Source organism: Pseudarthrobacter sp. KH_020_B (assembly GCF_057840185.1).
Genome location: NZ_CM174506.1, coordinates 3,301,017 through 3,315,586, shown reverse-complemented (window position 1 = coordinate 3,315,586; position 14,570 = coordinate 3,301,017). Strand labels below are relative to the sequence as shown.

12 protein-coding genes and 1 tRNA gene are annotated in these 14,570 nt (G+C 65.9%); 10 read left to right on the top strand and 3 right to left on the bottom strand.

Going from position 1 to position 14,570, the window contains the following annotated elements; translation table 11 throughout:
• The first annotated feature begins 45 nt into the window (after positions 1–45).
• The 6 genes from AC3IT0_RS15270 (at position 46) to AC3IT0_RS15245 (ending at position 9,660) form a co-directional block, all read left to right on the top strand.
• A complete protein-coding gene (locus AC3IT0_RS15270) occupies positions 46–1,785 on the top strand; it encodes a glycerol-3-phosphate dehydrogenase/oxidase (RefSeq protein ID WP_489320581.1) in 1,740 nt (579 codons plus the stop codon).
• Positions 1,786–1,830: 45 nt separating this feature from the next.
• Positions 1,831–2,319, top strand: coding sequence for a PTS sugar transporter subunit IIA (locus tag AC3IT0_RS15265; protein ID WP_489320580.1), 489 nt, complete (start codon positions 1,831–1,833; stop codon positions 2,317–2,319).
• 66 nt (positions 2,320–2,385) lie between these two features.
• Positions 2,386–3,237, top strand: a complete 852-nt coding sequence (locus AC3IT0_RS15260) for an SURF1 family protein (protein ID WP_489320579.1) — start codon at positions 2,386–2,388, stop codon at positions 3,235–3,237.
• Positions 3,234–3,734 (top strand): DUF3817 domain-containing protein, encoded by a 501-nt coding sequence (locus AC3IT0_RS15255; RefSeq protein ID WP_489320578.1) that lies wholly within the window; start codon positions 3,234–3,236, stop codon positions 3,732–3,734. Before AC3IT0_RS15260 ends, AC3IT0_RS15255 begins: the two co-directional genes overlap by 4 nt.
• Positions 3,735–3,834: 100 nt before the next feature.
• Positions 3,835–5,424 (top strand): glutamine-hydrolyzing GMP synthase, encoded by a 1,590-nt coding sequence (guaA, locus tag AC3IT0_RS15250; protein ID WP_489320577.1) that lies wholly within the window; start codon positions 3,835–3,837, stop codon positions 5,422–5,424.
• 129 nt (positions 5,425–5,553) lie between these two features.
• The gene (locus tag AC3IT0_RS15245; protein WP_489320576.1) at positions 5,554–9,660 is read left to right on the top strand and encodes an AAA family ATPase; all 4,107 of its coding nucleotides are present in this window, start codon (positions 5,554–5,556) and stop codon (positions 9,658–9,660) included.
• 19 nt (positions 9,661–9,679) lie between these two features.
• On the opposite strand, the gene cpaB is transcribed toward AC3IT0_RS15245, so the two are convergent.
• From cpaB to AC3IT0_RS15230, 3 genes are all read right to left on the bottom strand, one after another.
• Positions 9,680–10,426, bottom strand: coding sequence for a Flp pilus assembly protein CpaB (gene cpaB / locus AC3IT0_RS15240; protein WP_489320575.1), 747 nt, complete (start codon positions 10,424–10,426; stop codon positions 9,680–9,682).
• A 99-nt stretch (positions 10,427–10,525) separates the two neighbouring features.
• Positions 10,526–10,783: an FmdB family zinc ribbon protein gene (locus AC3IT0_RS15235; RefSeq protein ID WP_489320574.1), complete on the bottom strand. Its 258-nt coding sequence runs from the start codon at positions 10,781–10,783 to the stop codon at positions 10,526–10,528.
• 116 nt (positions 10,784–10,899) lie between these two features.
• On the bottom strand, positions 10,900–11,520 hold the full coding sequence (locus AC3IT0_RS15230) for a 5-formyltetrahydrofolate cyclo-ligase (protein WP_489320573.1): 621 nt from the start codon (positions 11,518–11,520) through the stop codon (positions 10,900–10,902).
• A 108-nt stretch (positions 11,521–11,628) separates the two neighbouring features.
• Here AC3IT0_RS15230 and galU point away from each other — a divergent pair, with 108 nt between their 5' ends.
• From galU to AC3IT0_RS15210, 4 genes are all read left to right on the top strand, one after another.
• Positions 11,629–12,534, top strand: coding sequence for a UTP--glucose-1-phosphate uridylyltransferase GalU (gene galU, locus AC3IT0_RS15225; protein ID WP_489320572.1), 906 nt, complete (start codon positions 11,629–11,631; stop codon positions 12,532–12,534).
• Between the two features lie 5 nt (positions 12,535–12,539).
• Positions 12,540–13,157 carry a GNAT family N-acetyltransferase gene (locus AC3IT0_RS15220; RefSeq protein ID WP_489320571.1) on the top strand — a complete coding sequence of 206 codons (618 nt, stop codon included), beginning with the start codon at positions 12,540–12,542 and terminating at the stop codon, positions 13,155–13,157.
• 148 nt (positions 13,158–13,305) lie between these two features.
• Positions 13,306–14,208, top strand: a complete 903-nt coding sequence (locus AC3IT0_RS15215; protein ID WP_489323813.1) for a hypothetical protein — start codon at positions 13,306–13,308, stop codon at positions 14,206–14,208.
• A gap of 136 nt (positions 14,209–14,344) precedes the next feature.
• A tRNA-Ala gene (locus tag AC3IT0_RS15210) sits at positions 14,345–14,417 on the top strand.
• The last annotated feature ends 153 nt before the right edge of the window (positions 14,418–14,570 follow it).

Sequence of the window (14,570 nt, the reverse complement as noted above, 5' to 3'; positions counted from 1 at the left end):
GTAGTGTGGTTTTACCACCGGCAGCAGCGGCAAGGGAGGCGTTCCGTGAACACTGTTCCAAACGAAGGCGGGGTCCTGGGGCCCGCGGCCAGGGAAGCATCGATCGCAAGGCTCAGGGCCACCTCGGAACCCGGCAACGAACTGGACATCCTGATTGTCGGCGGCGGCATTGTGGGCGCCGGTGCGGCGCTGGATGCAGTGACCCGCGGCCTCACCGTGGGGATCGTGGAGGCCAGCGACTGGGCCGCCGGCACCTCGTCCCGGTCGTCCAAGCTGATCCACGGCGGCCTCCGCTACCTGGAGATGCTGGATTTCGGGCTGGTTAAGGAAGCCCTGCACGAGCGTGGCCTGATTCTTTCGGTCCTGGCCCCGCACCTGGCCCGGCCTGTGCCGTTCCTGTATCCGCTGACCAAACCGTTCCTGGAAAGGCCTTATGTGGGCGCCGGGATCGCCCTCTACGACGCCATGTCCATTACCGGCGGGCACAGCCGCGGCGTGCCGTTCCACAAACACCTCACCAGGCGGGGCACCCTCAGGGCCGCCCCGAGCCTGAAAAAAGACGCCTTTGTGGGCTCCATCCGCTATTACGACGGCCAGGTGGATGACGCCAAGTACGTGGCAAACCTCGTCCGGACGGCAGTGCACTACGGCGCCCACGCGGTGAACCAGATGGCGGTGGTGGATTTCCTGCGTGAAGGCGAACGCGTGGTGGGTGCCAAGGTGGTCAACCACGAAGACGGTTCGCAATTCAACATCAAAGCCAAGCAGGTCATCAACGCCACCGGGGTGTGGACCGATGAAACCCAGGCCATGGTCACCGACCGCGGGCAGCTGAAGGTCCGGGCGTCCAAGGGCATACACCTCGTAGTGCCCCGCGACCGGTTCCAGTCCACGGTGGGGCTGATCCTGCGCACCGAAAAGTCCGTGCTGTTCGTTATTCCGTGGGGCCGGCACTGGATCATCGGGACCACGGACACCGACTGGAACCTCGACAAGGCCCACCCGGCGGCCTCCAGCAAGGACATCGACTACATCCTCGAGCACGTCAACCGGGTCCTGAAGCGCCCGCTGACCAGGGAGGATGTTGAAGGCGTCTACGCAGGCCTGCGCCCGCTCCTGGCAGGGGAGAACGATTCCACGGCGAAACTGTCCCGAGAACACATCGTGGCCCACCCGGTACCCGGCCTGGTGGTGGTGGCCGGCGGCAAATGGACCACTTATCGGGTCATGGCCAAGGACGCGGTGGACGAGGCCACCCGCACCATGGATGAGCGGGTCCCCGCGAGCTGCACCGAAACCATCCCGCTGTTGGGCGCCAGCGGCTTCAAGGCGGCCTGGAACCGCAGGAGCCGGACCGCTGAAGAGTCGGGTGTGCACGTGGCCCGGGTGGAGCACCTGCTCAACCGTTACGGGTCCATGACCCCGGAGGTGCTGGACATCATCGCCCGGAATCCTGAATTGGCGGAGCCGTTGCCCGGGGCTGACGACTACCTGCAGGCCGAGGCCGTCTATGCCGCAACCCACGAGGGCGCCCGGCATGTGCACGACGTCCTGACCCGGCGGACGCGCATCTCCATCGAGGCCTGGGACCGTGGCGTGTCGGCGGTGCCGGTTGTCGCTAAACTTATGGGCGAAGTCCTTGGCTGGAGCGATGTCCAGCGCGAAAGCGAAATAAAGCACTACATAGCACGCGTTGAAGCTGAACGGCTGAGCCAGCAGCAGCCGGACGACGAATCCGCCGACGCTGCACGGCTGGGCGTGGAGGACATCGTCCCTTTGCGCTGAGGCGGCACCGCACACCAGCAATTCTCCTGACTGAAGGGACACGCCTTGGCGGAACCACTTGACCGGTACGATGCCGATCTCACCACCTCCGAAATGGTGATTCTGGAGTTGGAGGCAACGGACAAGTCGGACGCCGCGGCGCAACTCGCAGAACGCCTCTTCGCCGCAGGGAGGGTCACTGACCTGCCGCGGTTCCTGGAGCACGTCAATGCCCGCGAACACCAGCTCGCCACCGGCCTGCCCGGCGGGATCGGCCTCCCGCACGCCCGCAGCGAATTCGTCTCGCGGACCTCCATCGCCGTGGGAATCACCAAGTACGGCCACTCCCTGGACTTCGGTGCCGCCGATGGTCCGGCCACCGTCATTCTGCTGATCGCCACCCCGGCAAGCTCGTTTTCCGATCACCTGGAAGTGCTGGCCACCCTGGCCCGGTCCCTGTCCAAGGAGTCCTTCCGGGAGTCGCTGCGGCGGGCCTACGATGCCGAAGTCATCGCCGAACTCATCAACTCCAGCCTGGTGTTCTTCGACCATTGAGTGGGGCAGGCCGGGACGTACCTGGTCGTTTAGTTGTTCTACAGAGGAACGAAGTACGGTTAACACGTGTGGAAAACAGCCCTTAAACCCCGATGGATCGCAGGCCTGGTCTTCGCGATCGCCGTCTCCGGGGTGTTTGTCCTGCTCAGCCAGTGGCAGTTCGGGCGGTCAGTCCAGCCAGAAGTTCCGGTCAGTCCTGCCACAGAGGACGTCAAGATGCTGACAGAGACGCTTGAGCCCGGAGCCTTCTTCCCCGGTTCAGTGTCAGACCAGATGGTCTCCGCCGACGGCACCTATGACCCTGCAAAACAGGTCCTGGTGCCTGGGCGCCTGAAGAATGGCGAGAACGGTTACTGGGTGGTTTCCGCCTTCGCCGTGACCGGCGCACCCGCGCTCACCGGCGTCGCTGCTTCCCCCCAGACCTGGATTCCAGTAGCCCGCGGCTGGGTGGCGGATCCCGACGACGCCGACGCACCGCCGTCGGGCGTTGTGAACCTGACCGGACGGCTGCTGCCGTCAGAATCGCCGATGCCGTCCACCGCACCGGAAGCCGGGCGCGCCTCCGCCGTGTCGGTTGCCGAACTGATCAACTACTGGGAAATCAGCATGTACCCGGGATTCGTGGCCGCAGCCTCCGAACTGGCGGCCGGGTCCGACCTATCCGCGGCGGCCGTTGACGGAGCCCTGAAACCCCTGGAAATCGGGCCCCAGCCGCCCGCGCAGCAGGTCAACTGGCTCAATCTCTTCTACTCGCTCGAATGGGTGGTGTTCGCCGGCTTCGCCCTGTTTATCTGGTGGCGGCTGGTCAAGGACGATTACCGGCGGGACCTCGAAGAGGAACTCGACGACGATCCTCACCTGGATACACCGCCCACCCCAGCCACTTCTGAACAGCCCCAACAAAAGGTAAAGCCATGATCGAACCGAAACCGGCCGTCCAGCAGGATTCTGCGCAGGGCAAGAGCAAGAAACGCCGCTTCGGCGGAACCGAGCGGCAGATCCGTTCCGCCCTGAAGTTCTACAAGGTGCTGGCATACCTCACGGGCGCCATGCTGCTGCTGCTCTGCGCCGAACTCATTGCACGTTACGCCTTTGGCCAGTACCTGTTTGCCGGCGGCACCAACGCCGTCACAGGCCAGCCTTTCGGCTTCGGTTTCGCCGACGCCGAACCCAAGGGCGTGCTGGGCGGCGCGAACATCTCCGTCGCCGTGCTGATCGTCCACGGCTGGATGTACGTGGTGTACCTGATCTCCAACTTCCGCCTGTGGACGCTGATGCGGTGGCCGTTCATGAAGCTCATCCTTCTCGCCCTGGGCGGCGTGGTACCGTTCCTGTCCTTCCTGGTGGAGAAGAAGTACCACGCCGAGGTGGAAGCCGAACTGGCGTCGAACCCGCAGGCCGCGCAGCGCTACTGAACGCTGCAGCGGTGGGGGAGTCCCGCCGTCGGACGTTCACTGCGTCACACCCACGGTCCTGAACGTGCGGCGGGGCAACCGCGCAAAGTAGGCTAGTACAGTGACTACTCCCACTGCATCCCAGACTTCCCAGAAGCCGGTGCTGGTTGTTGACTACGGTGCCCAGTACGCGCAGCTGATTGCCCGCCGCGTCCGGGAAGCGAATGTGTATTCGGAAGTGGTTCCGCATACCTTCACCACCGAGCAGCTCCTGGCCAAGGACCCCGCCGCCATCATCCTTTCCGGTGGCCCCTCCAGCGTTTACGCCGACGGGGCACCCTCCGTCGGCGCCGACCTCTTTGAGGCCGGAATCCCGGTCTTCGGCATCTGCTACGGCTTCCAGGCCATGGCCAACGCCCTGGGCGGCAAGGTCGACAAGACCGGCCTGCGCGAGTACGGCTCCACCCAGACCACCATCCTCGGCGAGGGCCGCTCCGTCCTCGAAGGGATGCCGCAGGACCAGAACACCTGGATGAGCCACGGCGACTCCGTGCACGAGGCCCCCGAAGGCTTCGAAGTGCTGGCGACGACGGCCGGCGCCGAGGTGGCTGCCTTCGCCAACGAAGAGAAGGCCCTCTACGGCGTGCAGTGGCACCCCGAGGTCAAGCACTCGGCCTACGGCCAGCAGGTGCTGGAAAACTTCCTGTTCAAGGGCGCCAAGCTGGAGCCCAACTGGACCACGGGGAACATCCTCGAGGAGCAGGTGGACCGGATCCGCAAGCAGATCGGCGACGCCCGGGTTATCTGCGGGCTCTCCGGCGGCGTTGACTCCGCCGTTGCGGCGGCGCTCGTCCAGCGGGCCGTCGGCGACCAGCTGACCTGTGTGTTCGTTGACCACGGCCTGCTGCGCGAAGGCGAAGCCGAGCAGGTGGAACGCGACTTTGTGGCTGCCACCGGCGTCAAGCTGTATGTAGCCAACGAGCAGGAACGCTTCCTGTCGGCCCTGGCCGGCGTCAGCGATCCCGAAACCAAGCGCAAGATCATCGGCCGCGAGTTCATCCGCGCCTTCGAAGAGGCTGAGCTGGCCATCATCGCCGAGGCCGCGGCCCATGGCGAGAAGATCAAGTTCCTGGTCCAGGGCACGCTGTACCCGGACGTCGTCGAATCCGGCGGCGGCGAAGGTGCGGCGAACATCAAGAGCCACCACAATGTCGGTGGCCTTCCCGAGGACCTGCAGTTCGAACTGGTGGAACCGCTCCGGGCACTGTTCAAGGACGAGGTCCGCGCCGTGGGTGCCCAGCTGGGCCTGCCGCAGGAAATCGTCGGCCGCCAGCCGTTCCCCGGCCCCGGCCTGGGAATCCGCATCGTCGGCGACATCACCCAGGAGCGCCTGGACCTGCTCCGCAAGGCAGACGCCATTGCGCGAGCCGAGCTGACCGCAGCCGGGTTGGACAACGAGGTTTGGCAGATGCCCGTGGTCCTCCTGGCCGACGTCCGCAGTGTGGGTGTCATGGGTGACGGCCGCACGTACGGCCACCCGATCGTGCTCCGTCCCGTTTCGTCCGAGGACGCCATGACGGCGGACTGGTCCCGCCTGCCGTATGATCTCCTGGCCCGGATTTCGAACCGGATCACCAACGAGGTGGAAGGCGTTAACCGCGTGGTGCTGGACGTGACCAGCAAGCCGCCGGGAACCATCGAGTGGGAATAGCAGTGTGAGTGGCCGGTCTCCGTCAGCGGAGGCCGGCCATTGCTATCCTCTGTTGAAATCCACCGCAATTTGGCCTGATCCAGTGTTGCGGTCTCTCATCCCGGCTTCTTTGCGGCTACGCTCGAAAGTATGCCGGTATGGTCCAGGGCGTCACGTGCAAACGCAGAAAAGAAGGCAGTAGTGTCAGTTGGTCAAGGCCACCCGGAGGGTTCTGAGGAGCTTGGAAAATGGCTGTCCGGGCTTAAACCCGTCACCGGGGCAGACACCATGCTGCGTTTCACCAAGACCCCCGAAGGTTTCATTGACCTGACCAATGCGCACCCGTCCGGCCTGGCCCAGCTCATGGCCGGCCGCCGCACTCGGTTGTCCACGCTCATCCGCGACCACCAGCAGTACGTCGTCGCGGCCCGGGCGTCGCGGAACATCCGCTCGAAAATCTTCGAACTCGGAAATGACCGTGGCATTGATGCCGGTTACCTTTCCGCGGGCACCGTGGTGTGGACCTCCGCCGTTGGCGGCAAGCCCCAGCGGGTTTCCGCGCCGGTGATGCTCACGGCGATCTCGCTGACGGTCCGCCCCGGGGAGGACGACTACGAGCTGCAGCTCACCGAGCAGGCCAACATCAACCCGGCCCTGGTCCGGCACCTGAAGACCATCCACGGCATTGTTTTTGACGTTAACGCCGTGACGCGCCTCGCGTACAGCACCGCACGCTTCGATCCCCAGCCTGTCCTGGACAAGCTCGCAACTCTGATCCGGCCCATCCACGGCGCCGAAGCCCAGCACAACCTGCTGGTGTCCACTTTTGCGGACCTCTCGGGCAACCTGGACGATCCCTGGATCAATGAAGGCAACCCGCTGGTCGCCGCCCTGGCCAAAGCCGGCGGCGGTGAAGTGATTGACGTACCCGCGCCGGACCCCTCCCGCTTCCCGGATGTGGACGCCCGCCACCCGGACGACGAACTCCTCCTCCTCGACGCCGATCCTGACCAGCAGTACGTCATTGATGCCGCCCGCGCAGGGGACTCCCTGGTGGTCAGCAGCCCGCCGGGCACGGGACAGACCCAGACGGCCATCAACACCATCGGTGCCCTGGTGGACGCGGGGAAGTCAGTCCTGGTGGTGGGGGACCGCCGGGCCAGCCTGAACGAAGTATCGGCACAACTGGAATCGCTTGGGCTTGAATCCATCCTGTTCCAGCTCTCCGGCACCTCAACACCACAGCAGCTCAAGGCCCAGCTGGTGCGGGCCATCGTACGGAACGAAAAATCCCTCGAACCGCAGCTGGGGAACCTCCACAAAACCCTCACCGAGCACCGGCACGCGCTGATGGACCATGTGGCGTCCCTGCACAACGTGCGCCAGCGCTGGGGCTGCTCGCCGTACCAGGCCATGCAGTCACTGGCCGAGCTGACGTCCATCCACCCCGCCCCCGCCACCACTGTGCGGCTCAAGCGCAGTGTGCTGGACAGCATCCGCGACCGCAACGAGCTCGCCGGCAGGCTTCGCCGCGCCGCCGAGCTTGGCAGCTTCAGCCGCGCGTCCACCACCAGCCCGTGGCACGGCGCCCGGCTGCTCACCCGGAAGGAAACCGAGGAAGCCCAGGAGCTCGCCCGGTCAGTGGCTAAGAACCTGCCGGTCCTGCGCGACCGGATGAACAGCGTGGCGGAGCATGCCGAGATCCGGCTTGGCACGTCCTTCTCGGAGTGGGGGGAGCAGCTTGAACTGCTCATGGCTGTCCGCGAAAGCCTGGATAAGTTCACCCCGGACATCTTCGACAGGCCGGTCAACGACCTCATCTCCGCGACGGCGTCCTCCGCCTGGCGCCGGGAGCGGAACGTCGACATGGCGTCCATGCAGCGTTCGCGCCTGCGCCGCGTCGCGAAAGAATACGTCCGTCCGGGCGTCCACATCACCGATCTCCACAGCTCGCTGGTGCTCGTGCAGGACCAGCGGGCCCTCTGGTCCGGGTACGCCACCTCGCAGCGCCACCCGGCCGTCCCCTCGGGCCTTGCCGAAATGAACGTGATGTACCGGTCGCTGGACCGGGAGCTGACCCAGCTGGGGGAGGCCCTCCGGCACACCCAAGCCGGCGGCTCGCTGGCCGCGGCCCGCTATGAGGTACTCATGGAGCGGCTGGAGCGGCTCGTGGCCGACACGCACACGCTGAAAACGCTGCCCGAGCGCACGCTGCTCGTGGAAAACATGCGCGAGCACGGCCTGGGGGAGCTCCTCGCCGATCTTGCGGACCGGGAGGTTCCCGCGGAGTCCGTCGCAGCCGAGCTCGAGCTAGCCTGGTGGCAGTCCGCGCTGGAAGCGATGATCAGCGGCGACGATTACCTGGCTATGTCCGACGGGGACGCGCTCCGGCAGCTTGAAGCCGAGTACCGGCTCGCGGACAACGCCCATATTGCCAGCGGCGCGGCGCGCCTGCGCTGGGACCTGTCCGAACGGTGGCGGGCCGCGCTTGCGGAACACCCTCGCCAGGCCCAGCTGCTCAGGAGCCTGCTCAAGGACGGCCGCGTTACCCTCGCCGCGCTGACGGCACAGGCCCCCGAACTGGTCCCCATGCTGGTGCCCGTCTGGTCGGTCAGCCCGTACCTCATGACCGGGCTCCTGCCGGCCGAACAGCACTTCGACGCCGTAGTCATCCTGGACGCTGAGGCGACATCGGTGCAGGCCGTCCTGCCGGCCATCGCCCGGGCCAGGCAGGTCATAGCTTTCGGCGATGCCAAGATTGCCAGCCCCCGGACTTTCACCGTGGGTGTCGAGCGGCTGGCCGCCGGTGAAGCGGCCCACCAGCGCGTCGAAAGCGCGTACTCGGCGCTGTCTGCCATCCTGCCTGTCTGGCGGTTGAATTTTGTGTACCGCGCGGTTGACGAGGATCTGGTCCTGCAGCTGAGCAAGAACTCTTACGACGGCGCCCTCCGCAGGCTCCCCGAGGGACAGTCAGCCACGGGACTGGACAGGGCCCTCCTCGTTGAGTACCTGCCCGACGGCACGGGCCTGCCCAGTGCCGACCACGAAGGCGTCGAATCCGTGGTGGCCGAGGTTAACCGCGTGGTGCAGCTGGTCTTCGAGCACGCCCGGACGCGGCCGCGCACATCGCTGGCAGTGGTCACCGCCAGCCTGCGCCATGCTGCCAGGATCGGTGAGTCCATCCGTCTTCAGCTCCCGAACCACCCGGGGCTGGCCAGCTTCTTCAGCGCAGGATCCGAGTCGTTCCGGGTGGTTGACCTTGAGCGGGCACAGGGCCTGGTCCGTGACCACGTGATCTTCTCGCCCGGGTTCGGGCGCACCCCGCATGGCCGGGCGCTGCACAACTTCGGACCCCTGTCCGCTGAGGGCGGGCGGGAAAAATTCGCCTTGGCCATGACCCGTGCCCGGCGTTCGCTCCACGTCCTGACGTGTTTCCAGCCCGAAGACCTCGATCTCACGCGGTTGTCCTACGGCGCGGTGGACTTCTATGAGCTCCTCAACCGCGAGATTGCGGGAAAAACCGACCTCGGAACGCCCGCCTCGCGTGCGGCCGCCAGTGAGCAGGCGCTGGGAGCCGATCCGCTCGTGGCCGATCTTGGCGACAGGCTGCGTGCCCGCGGCGCCCGCGTCTGGCACCAGTACGACGGCGTGATTGACGTGGTGGCCGCTGCAGACCCGCTCAGCACCATGGGTCAGGACGACGCCGAAATACCGCGGCCGGTGGCCATCGAATCGGATGGCACCGAGCAGTACCGCACCATGAGTGTCCGTGAGCGGAGCCGGCTCCGTCCGCAGCTGCTGGAACGGATGGGCTGGCGGTACATGCCGCTGTGGACCATCGAAGTCTTCACGGACCCGTCCGCCTGCGCGGATCGGATCGCGGGTTACCTGGGCCTTGAAAATGTTCTGCCGCCCGGACGGGGCACGGCCTCGGGCGGATTCTTTGACGAGGACATGGACGCGCTGGCGCTGGGGAACGCAGAAAATGACAGGTACGACGACCAGGCCGGAAGCCTGGCCAGTGAGGAGGCGGTTGTTGTGACGCCACGGAACGCCGATCAGGCAGCTACGCACGGTAACGGCCAGGCGGATGGCGCAGCAAACGGCAAGGCCGCTGTACCGGACCGCCAGCTGCCAGGGACTGAAGGCATCCTGCCCAACAAGGCTGCCGAGGATGACCCGAAGCGCTGGGGCGATGGCCCCGATAACGATCACGACGCCTGGCTGAAGGAAAACAAACCGCCGCACTGGGGCTGACCTCCAGGCTGCCACGGCGTCACCCGGCCCCGCCCTCAGGTCCCACTAGGACGAAAAACAGCTTGCCCTGTGTGGAGGCCCCCGCCAGCCGGGCGGCCTGCTCCGGGGCTGCCGCCACGACGATCAGCCCGTCGGTCTCGGCGGTGCCTAACCACTGACCCGTCTTGCCGCCCTGTCCTGACGTCCAGAGGACGGGAACGGATGAAGCCAGTACTTCTGACGGGGATTGCTGGTCGTAGCCGTTCGCCCCGGTCAGCACCACGTTGACCAGTTGCCCGGGCGATACCAGCTGGATGGAGGAAGGGTCGGCCATCCTCAAGGGCACGGCTGCGGAGCCCGGAGGCGTTCCGGTCAGGAGGCCCGGTCCCAGCAGCAGGGAATCCGTCACCAGTTGGCCCCTCCGCAGAGGGGCTGCCAGTTGTTTTCCCGCGGCTTCACTGGTGTCGGACAGGGACCCGGCGGTCAGCATGCCCGGCGGGATCTTCGTTGCCGTGAGGTCTGTGGCTGATAAGGCCGTGCCTGCGGGGAGATCCCGCGCAGCCGCCAACACCGAGACCGTATCGGCGGGCGGGGGAGTGAGCTGATGGACAGTGATCCCGGCAGCAAGGCAGAGCAGGAGCGCTATCGCAAGGCGCCGGTTCCGGCCCAGCCAGGACAACAGCCTGTGGCCGCGCGCGCCCCGGGTGCGTGCTGATGGGAGCGGACGGCGGACCGGGCGTCCCGGCGGGGCGGAGCCGCGGCTGGAACGAAAGAGGGTTGCGGGCATGGGACCCACGCTACGTACCGGCAACCAAGTCCGACAGCAGCAAAGGTGCCTATGTGGACAACCGCGTTGCCGGCGTCGTACGTCTTTTTAGGCCGGAGGTCAGCTGGCGGCAGCGGCCGTGGCAGGCGCCGGTGCGGCGGCGGGGACGGAGGGGGCAGCCGAAACGGTGCTTCCCTTGGCGTCCCGGGAGTCGGTCCGGTAGAAACCGGAGCCCTTGAAGACCACACCCACGCTGTTGAACTTCTTGCGCAAGGCGCCCTGGCACTCCGGGCATGACGACAGGGTGCTGTCAGTGAACGACTGGAAAACGTCGAAGGCGTGGCCGCAATCCTTGCAGGCGTAGGCGTAAGTGGGCACTGCTGATCCTCCTCTGGGGCAAACGAGAGGTCCTGTGCCGTCATGAGCGGAAATCGTCCATTAGCAGTCGCAGGGCCTGAGTGCCAATTCTATCACCCCGGGAAAGTAGCCCTCCGTCAGTCCGGGTCAGGCAGTCGGATCAAGCCTGACGGCGTCAGGACAGCCGGAACCCTCCGGTCAAAGTCTTCGGCGGGAATGCTTCCCGCCGGGAGCAGTTCGGAATCGAAGACGACGGCCGCAAACGGGATCTCAAGGCCGTCCCCGGCCAGGGAGCCCAGCAGGACGTCGTAGTAGCCGCCGCCCTGGCCAATGCGGTTGCCGTCCCTGTCCACGGCCGTGGCCGGGATGAAGAGTGCAGCAACTGAGGCCATGATGCCGAGGTCAAGGCGTGGTCCGGCAGGTTCCAGCACCGGTGCATAGCGGCTGCGGACAAACTCGACGCAGGGGGTCCAGTACGTCCAACTCAGCCTGCGGCCGGGCTCGCAGACAGGGAGCAGGACGGTGTGGCCACGCCGGTGAAGCTCGCTGATCAGGGGAAGCGTGGGCGGCTCGGGTACTACCCCCAGGTAGGCGCAAAAGGTCGATGGCGTCCCGCCGGTCAGCTGCTCGGCCCACGCGGCGCCGTGGACCGCCAGGGCGGCGCCCGCCGCGTCGCGCTGGGTGACGTCCGTCGCGGCGCGGCGCGCACGATGGCGTGCGCGGATGTCCGCCTTGGCTTCACTGCTGACTTGAGACATGCCGCTCCTTCTTTGCCGTTCAGGGTGGCCGTTGCAGCGTCTGCGCCGCGCTGGCCCAGGCGACACCAAAAATTACTGAATGGTCAGCCCCTCCGTTAGATTAGTCCAGTGACTACCACTCAGCAGACAGTACGCAAGGCCGTTATTCCCGCTGCCGGCCTCGGCACCAGGTTCCTGCCCGCCACAAAAGCCATGCCCAAGGAAATGCTCCCGGTGGTGGACAAGCCGGCCATCCAGTACGTGGTTGAAGAAGCTGTCAACGTTGGCCTTAACGACATCCTGATGATCACGGGACGCAACAAGCGTGCCCTGGAGGACCACTTCGATAGGGTTCCTTCGCTGGAGGACACCCTGGAAGCCAAGGGCGATCTGGCCAAACTTGAGTCCATCCAGGCAGCCAGCAACCTCGGTGACATCCACTACGTCCGCCAGGGTGATCCCAACGGCCTGGGCCACGCCGTACTGCGTGCCAAGCAGCACGTCGGCAACGAACCGTTTGCCGTCCTCCTGGGCGATGACCTGATCGATGCCCGGGACGAACTCCTCAGCACCATGATCGAAGTCCAGTCCAAGACCGGCGGATCCGTGGTGGCCCTGATCGAGGTGGAACCCTCCCAGATCAGTGCCTACGGTTGCGCCGACGTGCAGGAGATCGACGGTGAAGGCTACGTCAGGATCAACAAGCTCGTCGAAAAGCCCAGCGTGGACGAGGCACCCTCAAACCTGGCCGTCATCGGCCGCTACGTCCTCCACCCCACGGTTTTTGACGTGCTCGAGCACACCGGCCCGGGCCGGGGCGGGGAAATCCAGCTGACCGACGCCCTGCAGGAGCTGGCGGCCGGCGAAGGTGACGGCTACGGAGTTTACGGAGTGGTCTTCCGCGGCCGCCGCTACGACACCGGTGACAAGCTGAGCTACCTCAAGGCCTGCGTCCAGCTCGCCATCGACAGCGACGACCTCGGTCCCGGCCTGAGGGAGTGGCTGCCGGGCTTCACAGCCGGCCTCGCTAAATAGCTGCCGTGCGCCCCGGACCCATCTGGCCCGTGACCCTCGAATGCGGCGACCTGATCCTGCGCCCCATCCGTTACCGGGACAAGAAGGAGTGGACCCAGGTCCGGGGGCGCAACAGCGAGTGGCTTGCGCCTTGGGAAGCATCCAACCCGGCACCCGGCGGTGCGCTGCCCGACTACCGGCAGATGGTGCGGTCCCTGAAAATACAGGCCGCCCAAGGGACGGCCCTGCCGTTCCTGATCACTGAGCGGACGCCCATGTTGGCTGCCCCGGTCATCGTTGGCCAGCTGACTGTGTCCTCGATTGTGTGGGGTTCGGCCATGATGGCCACGCTGGGGTACTGGGTTGACCAGGCGCGCGCCGGTCATGGCATCGCACCCACGGCAGTGGCCATGGCCACGGACCATTGTTTCCAGGCCCTCGGCCTGCACCGGATGGAGATCAACATCCGGCCCGAGAATGGCCCCAGCCTGCGCGTGGTTGAGAAGCTGGGATTCCGCGACGAAGGCTACCGTCCACGCTTTCTGCACATCAACGGGGAGTGGGCGGACCACCGGTCCTTCGCGCTGACCGCTGATGAGGTTCCGGAGGGGCTGCTCACGCCGTGGCTTGCCTCCCGGACCTGACGCTCCGCGCATGAACCTGGCTTGCGTACTTCCAAGGTCATAAATCCAATGAATTGCCACGTTGCCGGCGACACACCGTGGCTAATGCGGGGGCGGCTGCCCTAATGCTCATACGGTTTTGATTGTGGACTTCCCCCTAAGCAGCTCAGTGATCCTTGTGGTTGCCGTTGTGCTCTGGATCGTGTGGGTGGCGCCCTACGTTCTGCGGAACCGCCGGCACCAGGCCCAGGCCGCCGGCGACTTCCTGGCGGAAGTACCAGCCATTGAATCATCGGAACCGAGAGCCGGGATGGTACTGAACATCACCGCCCAGCAGGAGAAAGCCATGGAGATCAGGAAGAGCCCCGAAACCGCAACGGAAACGTCCGGACGTGCGACGACGGGCGGCGCCTTCCGGATCCGCTATGGCCGGACAGGGCTCGCCCTCGTGGGTGTTCTGGCGCTGCTGACCGCGTTTGTCTCAGGCGCTCTTCTGCCGTTCGGAATCGGAAGCGCGCTGCTGCCGGTCGCCGGCCTTGGCACCACCATTGCAGCCGTGTTCGTGCTGCGCTTCCTTGCTGTGCGTGACCGCAAAGCCAAAGTGAACGCCGCGTTCCGCTCCGCAATGAGTGCCCCGGTGCGGCGACAGGGATCTGCCGCTCCGGACACCGCAGCGCGTCCCGCAGCCCAGCCGGAAAGCCGGCTCTTTGACGCCGAGGCCCACCAGCCCAAACCCAAGCCGAAGCCCCTGACCGCTATGGAGCTCCGGGAAGCCGCGCTGGCCGTCGCCGTAGCCGCCGGAGATGCCAGTGCTGCCGCGTCGCTGAAGCCGGCCGACACCACTTGGGAACCGGTGGATGTACCCAAACCGGTGTACGTTGAGGCCGCAAAAGCCGAGCGTCCGGCTCCCCAGCCGCTTGATCTGCCGGAGGCGCCCAAAGCCGTCGGTAAGCCTTCCCTGAAACAGGGCGTCCCGGCAGCCACGCCTGCTGCGCCTGCCGCCAAGCCCCTCACCAAGGCGCAGAGCGCCCTGAGCAACCTCGACGACGTCCTGCAGCGCCGCCGCGCCTGACACCTCACCACGGCGGTCGCCGCCGCTCGAGCCGCGCAGCAGCCCGGGAGCGGAGTGTCAATTCGCAATGCGGGACGAAAATTTGTAGCCTAAGGTCACCGGTACTGCCGTTCCTCCCGGGGACGCGGACTGTTCCGGGGCTATAGCTCAGTTGGTAGAGCGCTTCGTTCGCATCGAAGAGGTCAGGAGTTCGAATCTCCTTAGCTCCACAGATTTCAGGGTTTTTGTGCTGCACGGAGATGCTCGAGTAAAAGACTTTGGTAACACTTTGGGGCTGATGTGACAACGGGATGATCGCGCGTCGCTTCACGGCAGCCGAGCGGAACGACGGCTTCTCCAGGATCGACTCCCGGCGTTGCCTG

What these genes read in the sequence shown, in the direction of transcription:
- AC3IT0_RS15255 (WP_489320578.1), top strand. Translation starts at nt 3,234, where the DNA reads ATGATCGAACCGAAACCGGCCGTCCAGCAGGATTCTGCGCAGGGCAAG.
- AC3IT0_RS15245 (WP_489320576.1), top strand. Translation starts at nt 5,554, where the DNA reads ATGCCGGTATGGTCCAGGGCGTCACGTGCAAACGCAGAAAAGAAGGCA.
- cpaB (WP_489320575.1), bottom strand. Translation starts at nt 10,426, where the DNA reads ATGCCCGCAACCCTCTTTCGTTCCAGCCGCGGCTCCGCCCCGCCGGGA.
- AC3IT0_RS15230 (WP_489320573.1), bottom strand. Translation starts at nt 11,520, where the DNA reads ATGTCTCAAGTCAGCAGTGAAGCCAAGGCGGACATCCGCGCACGCCAT.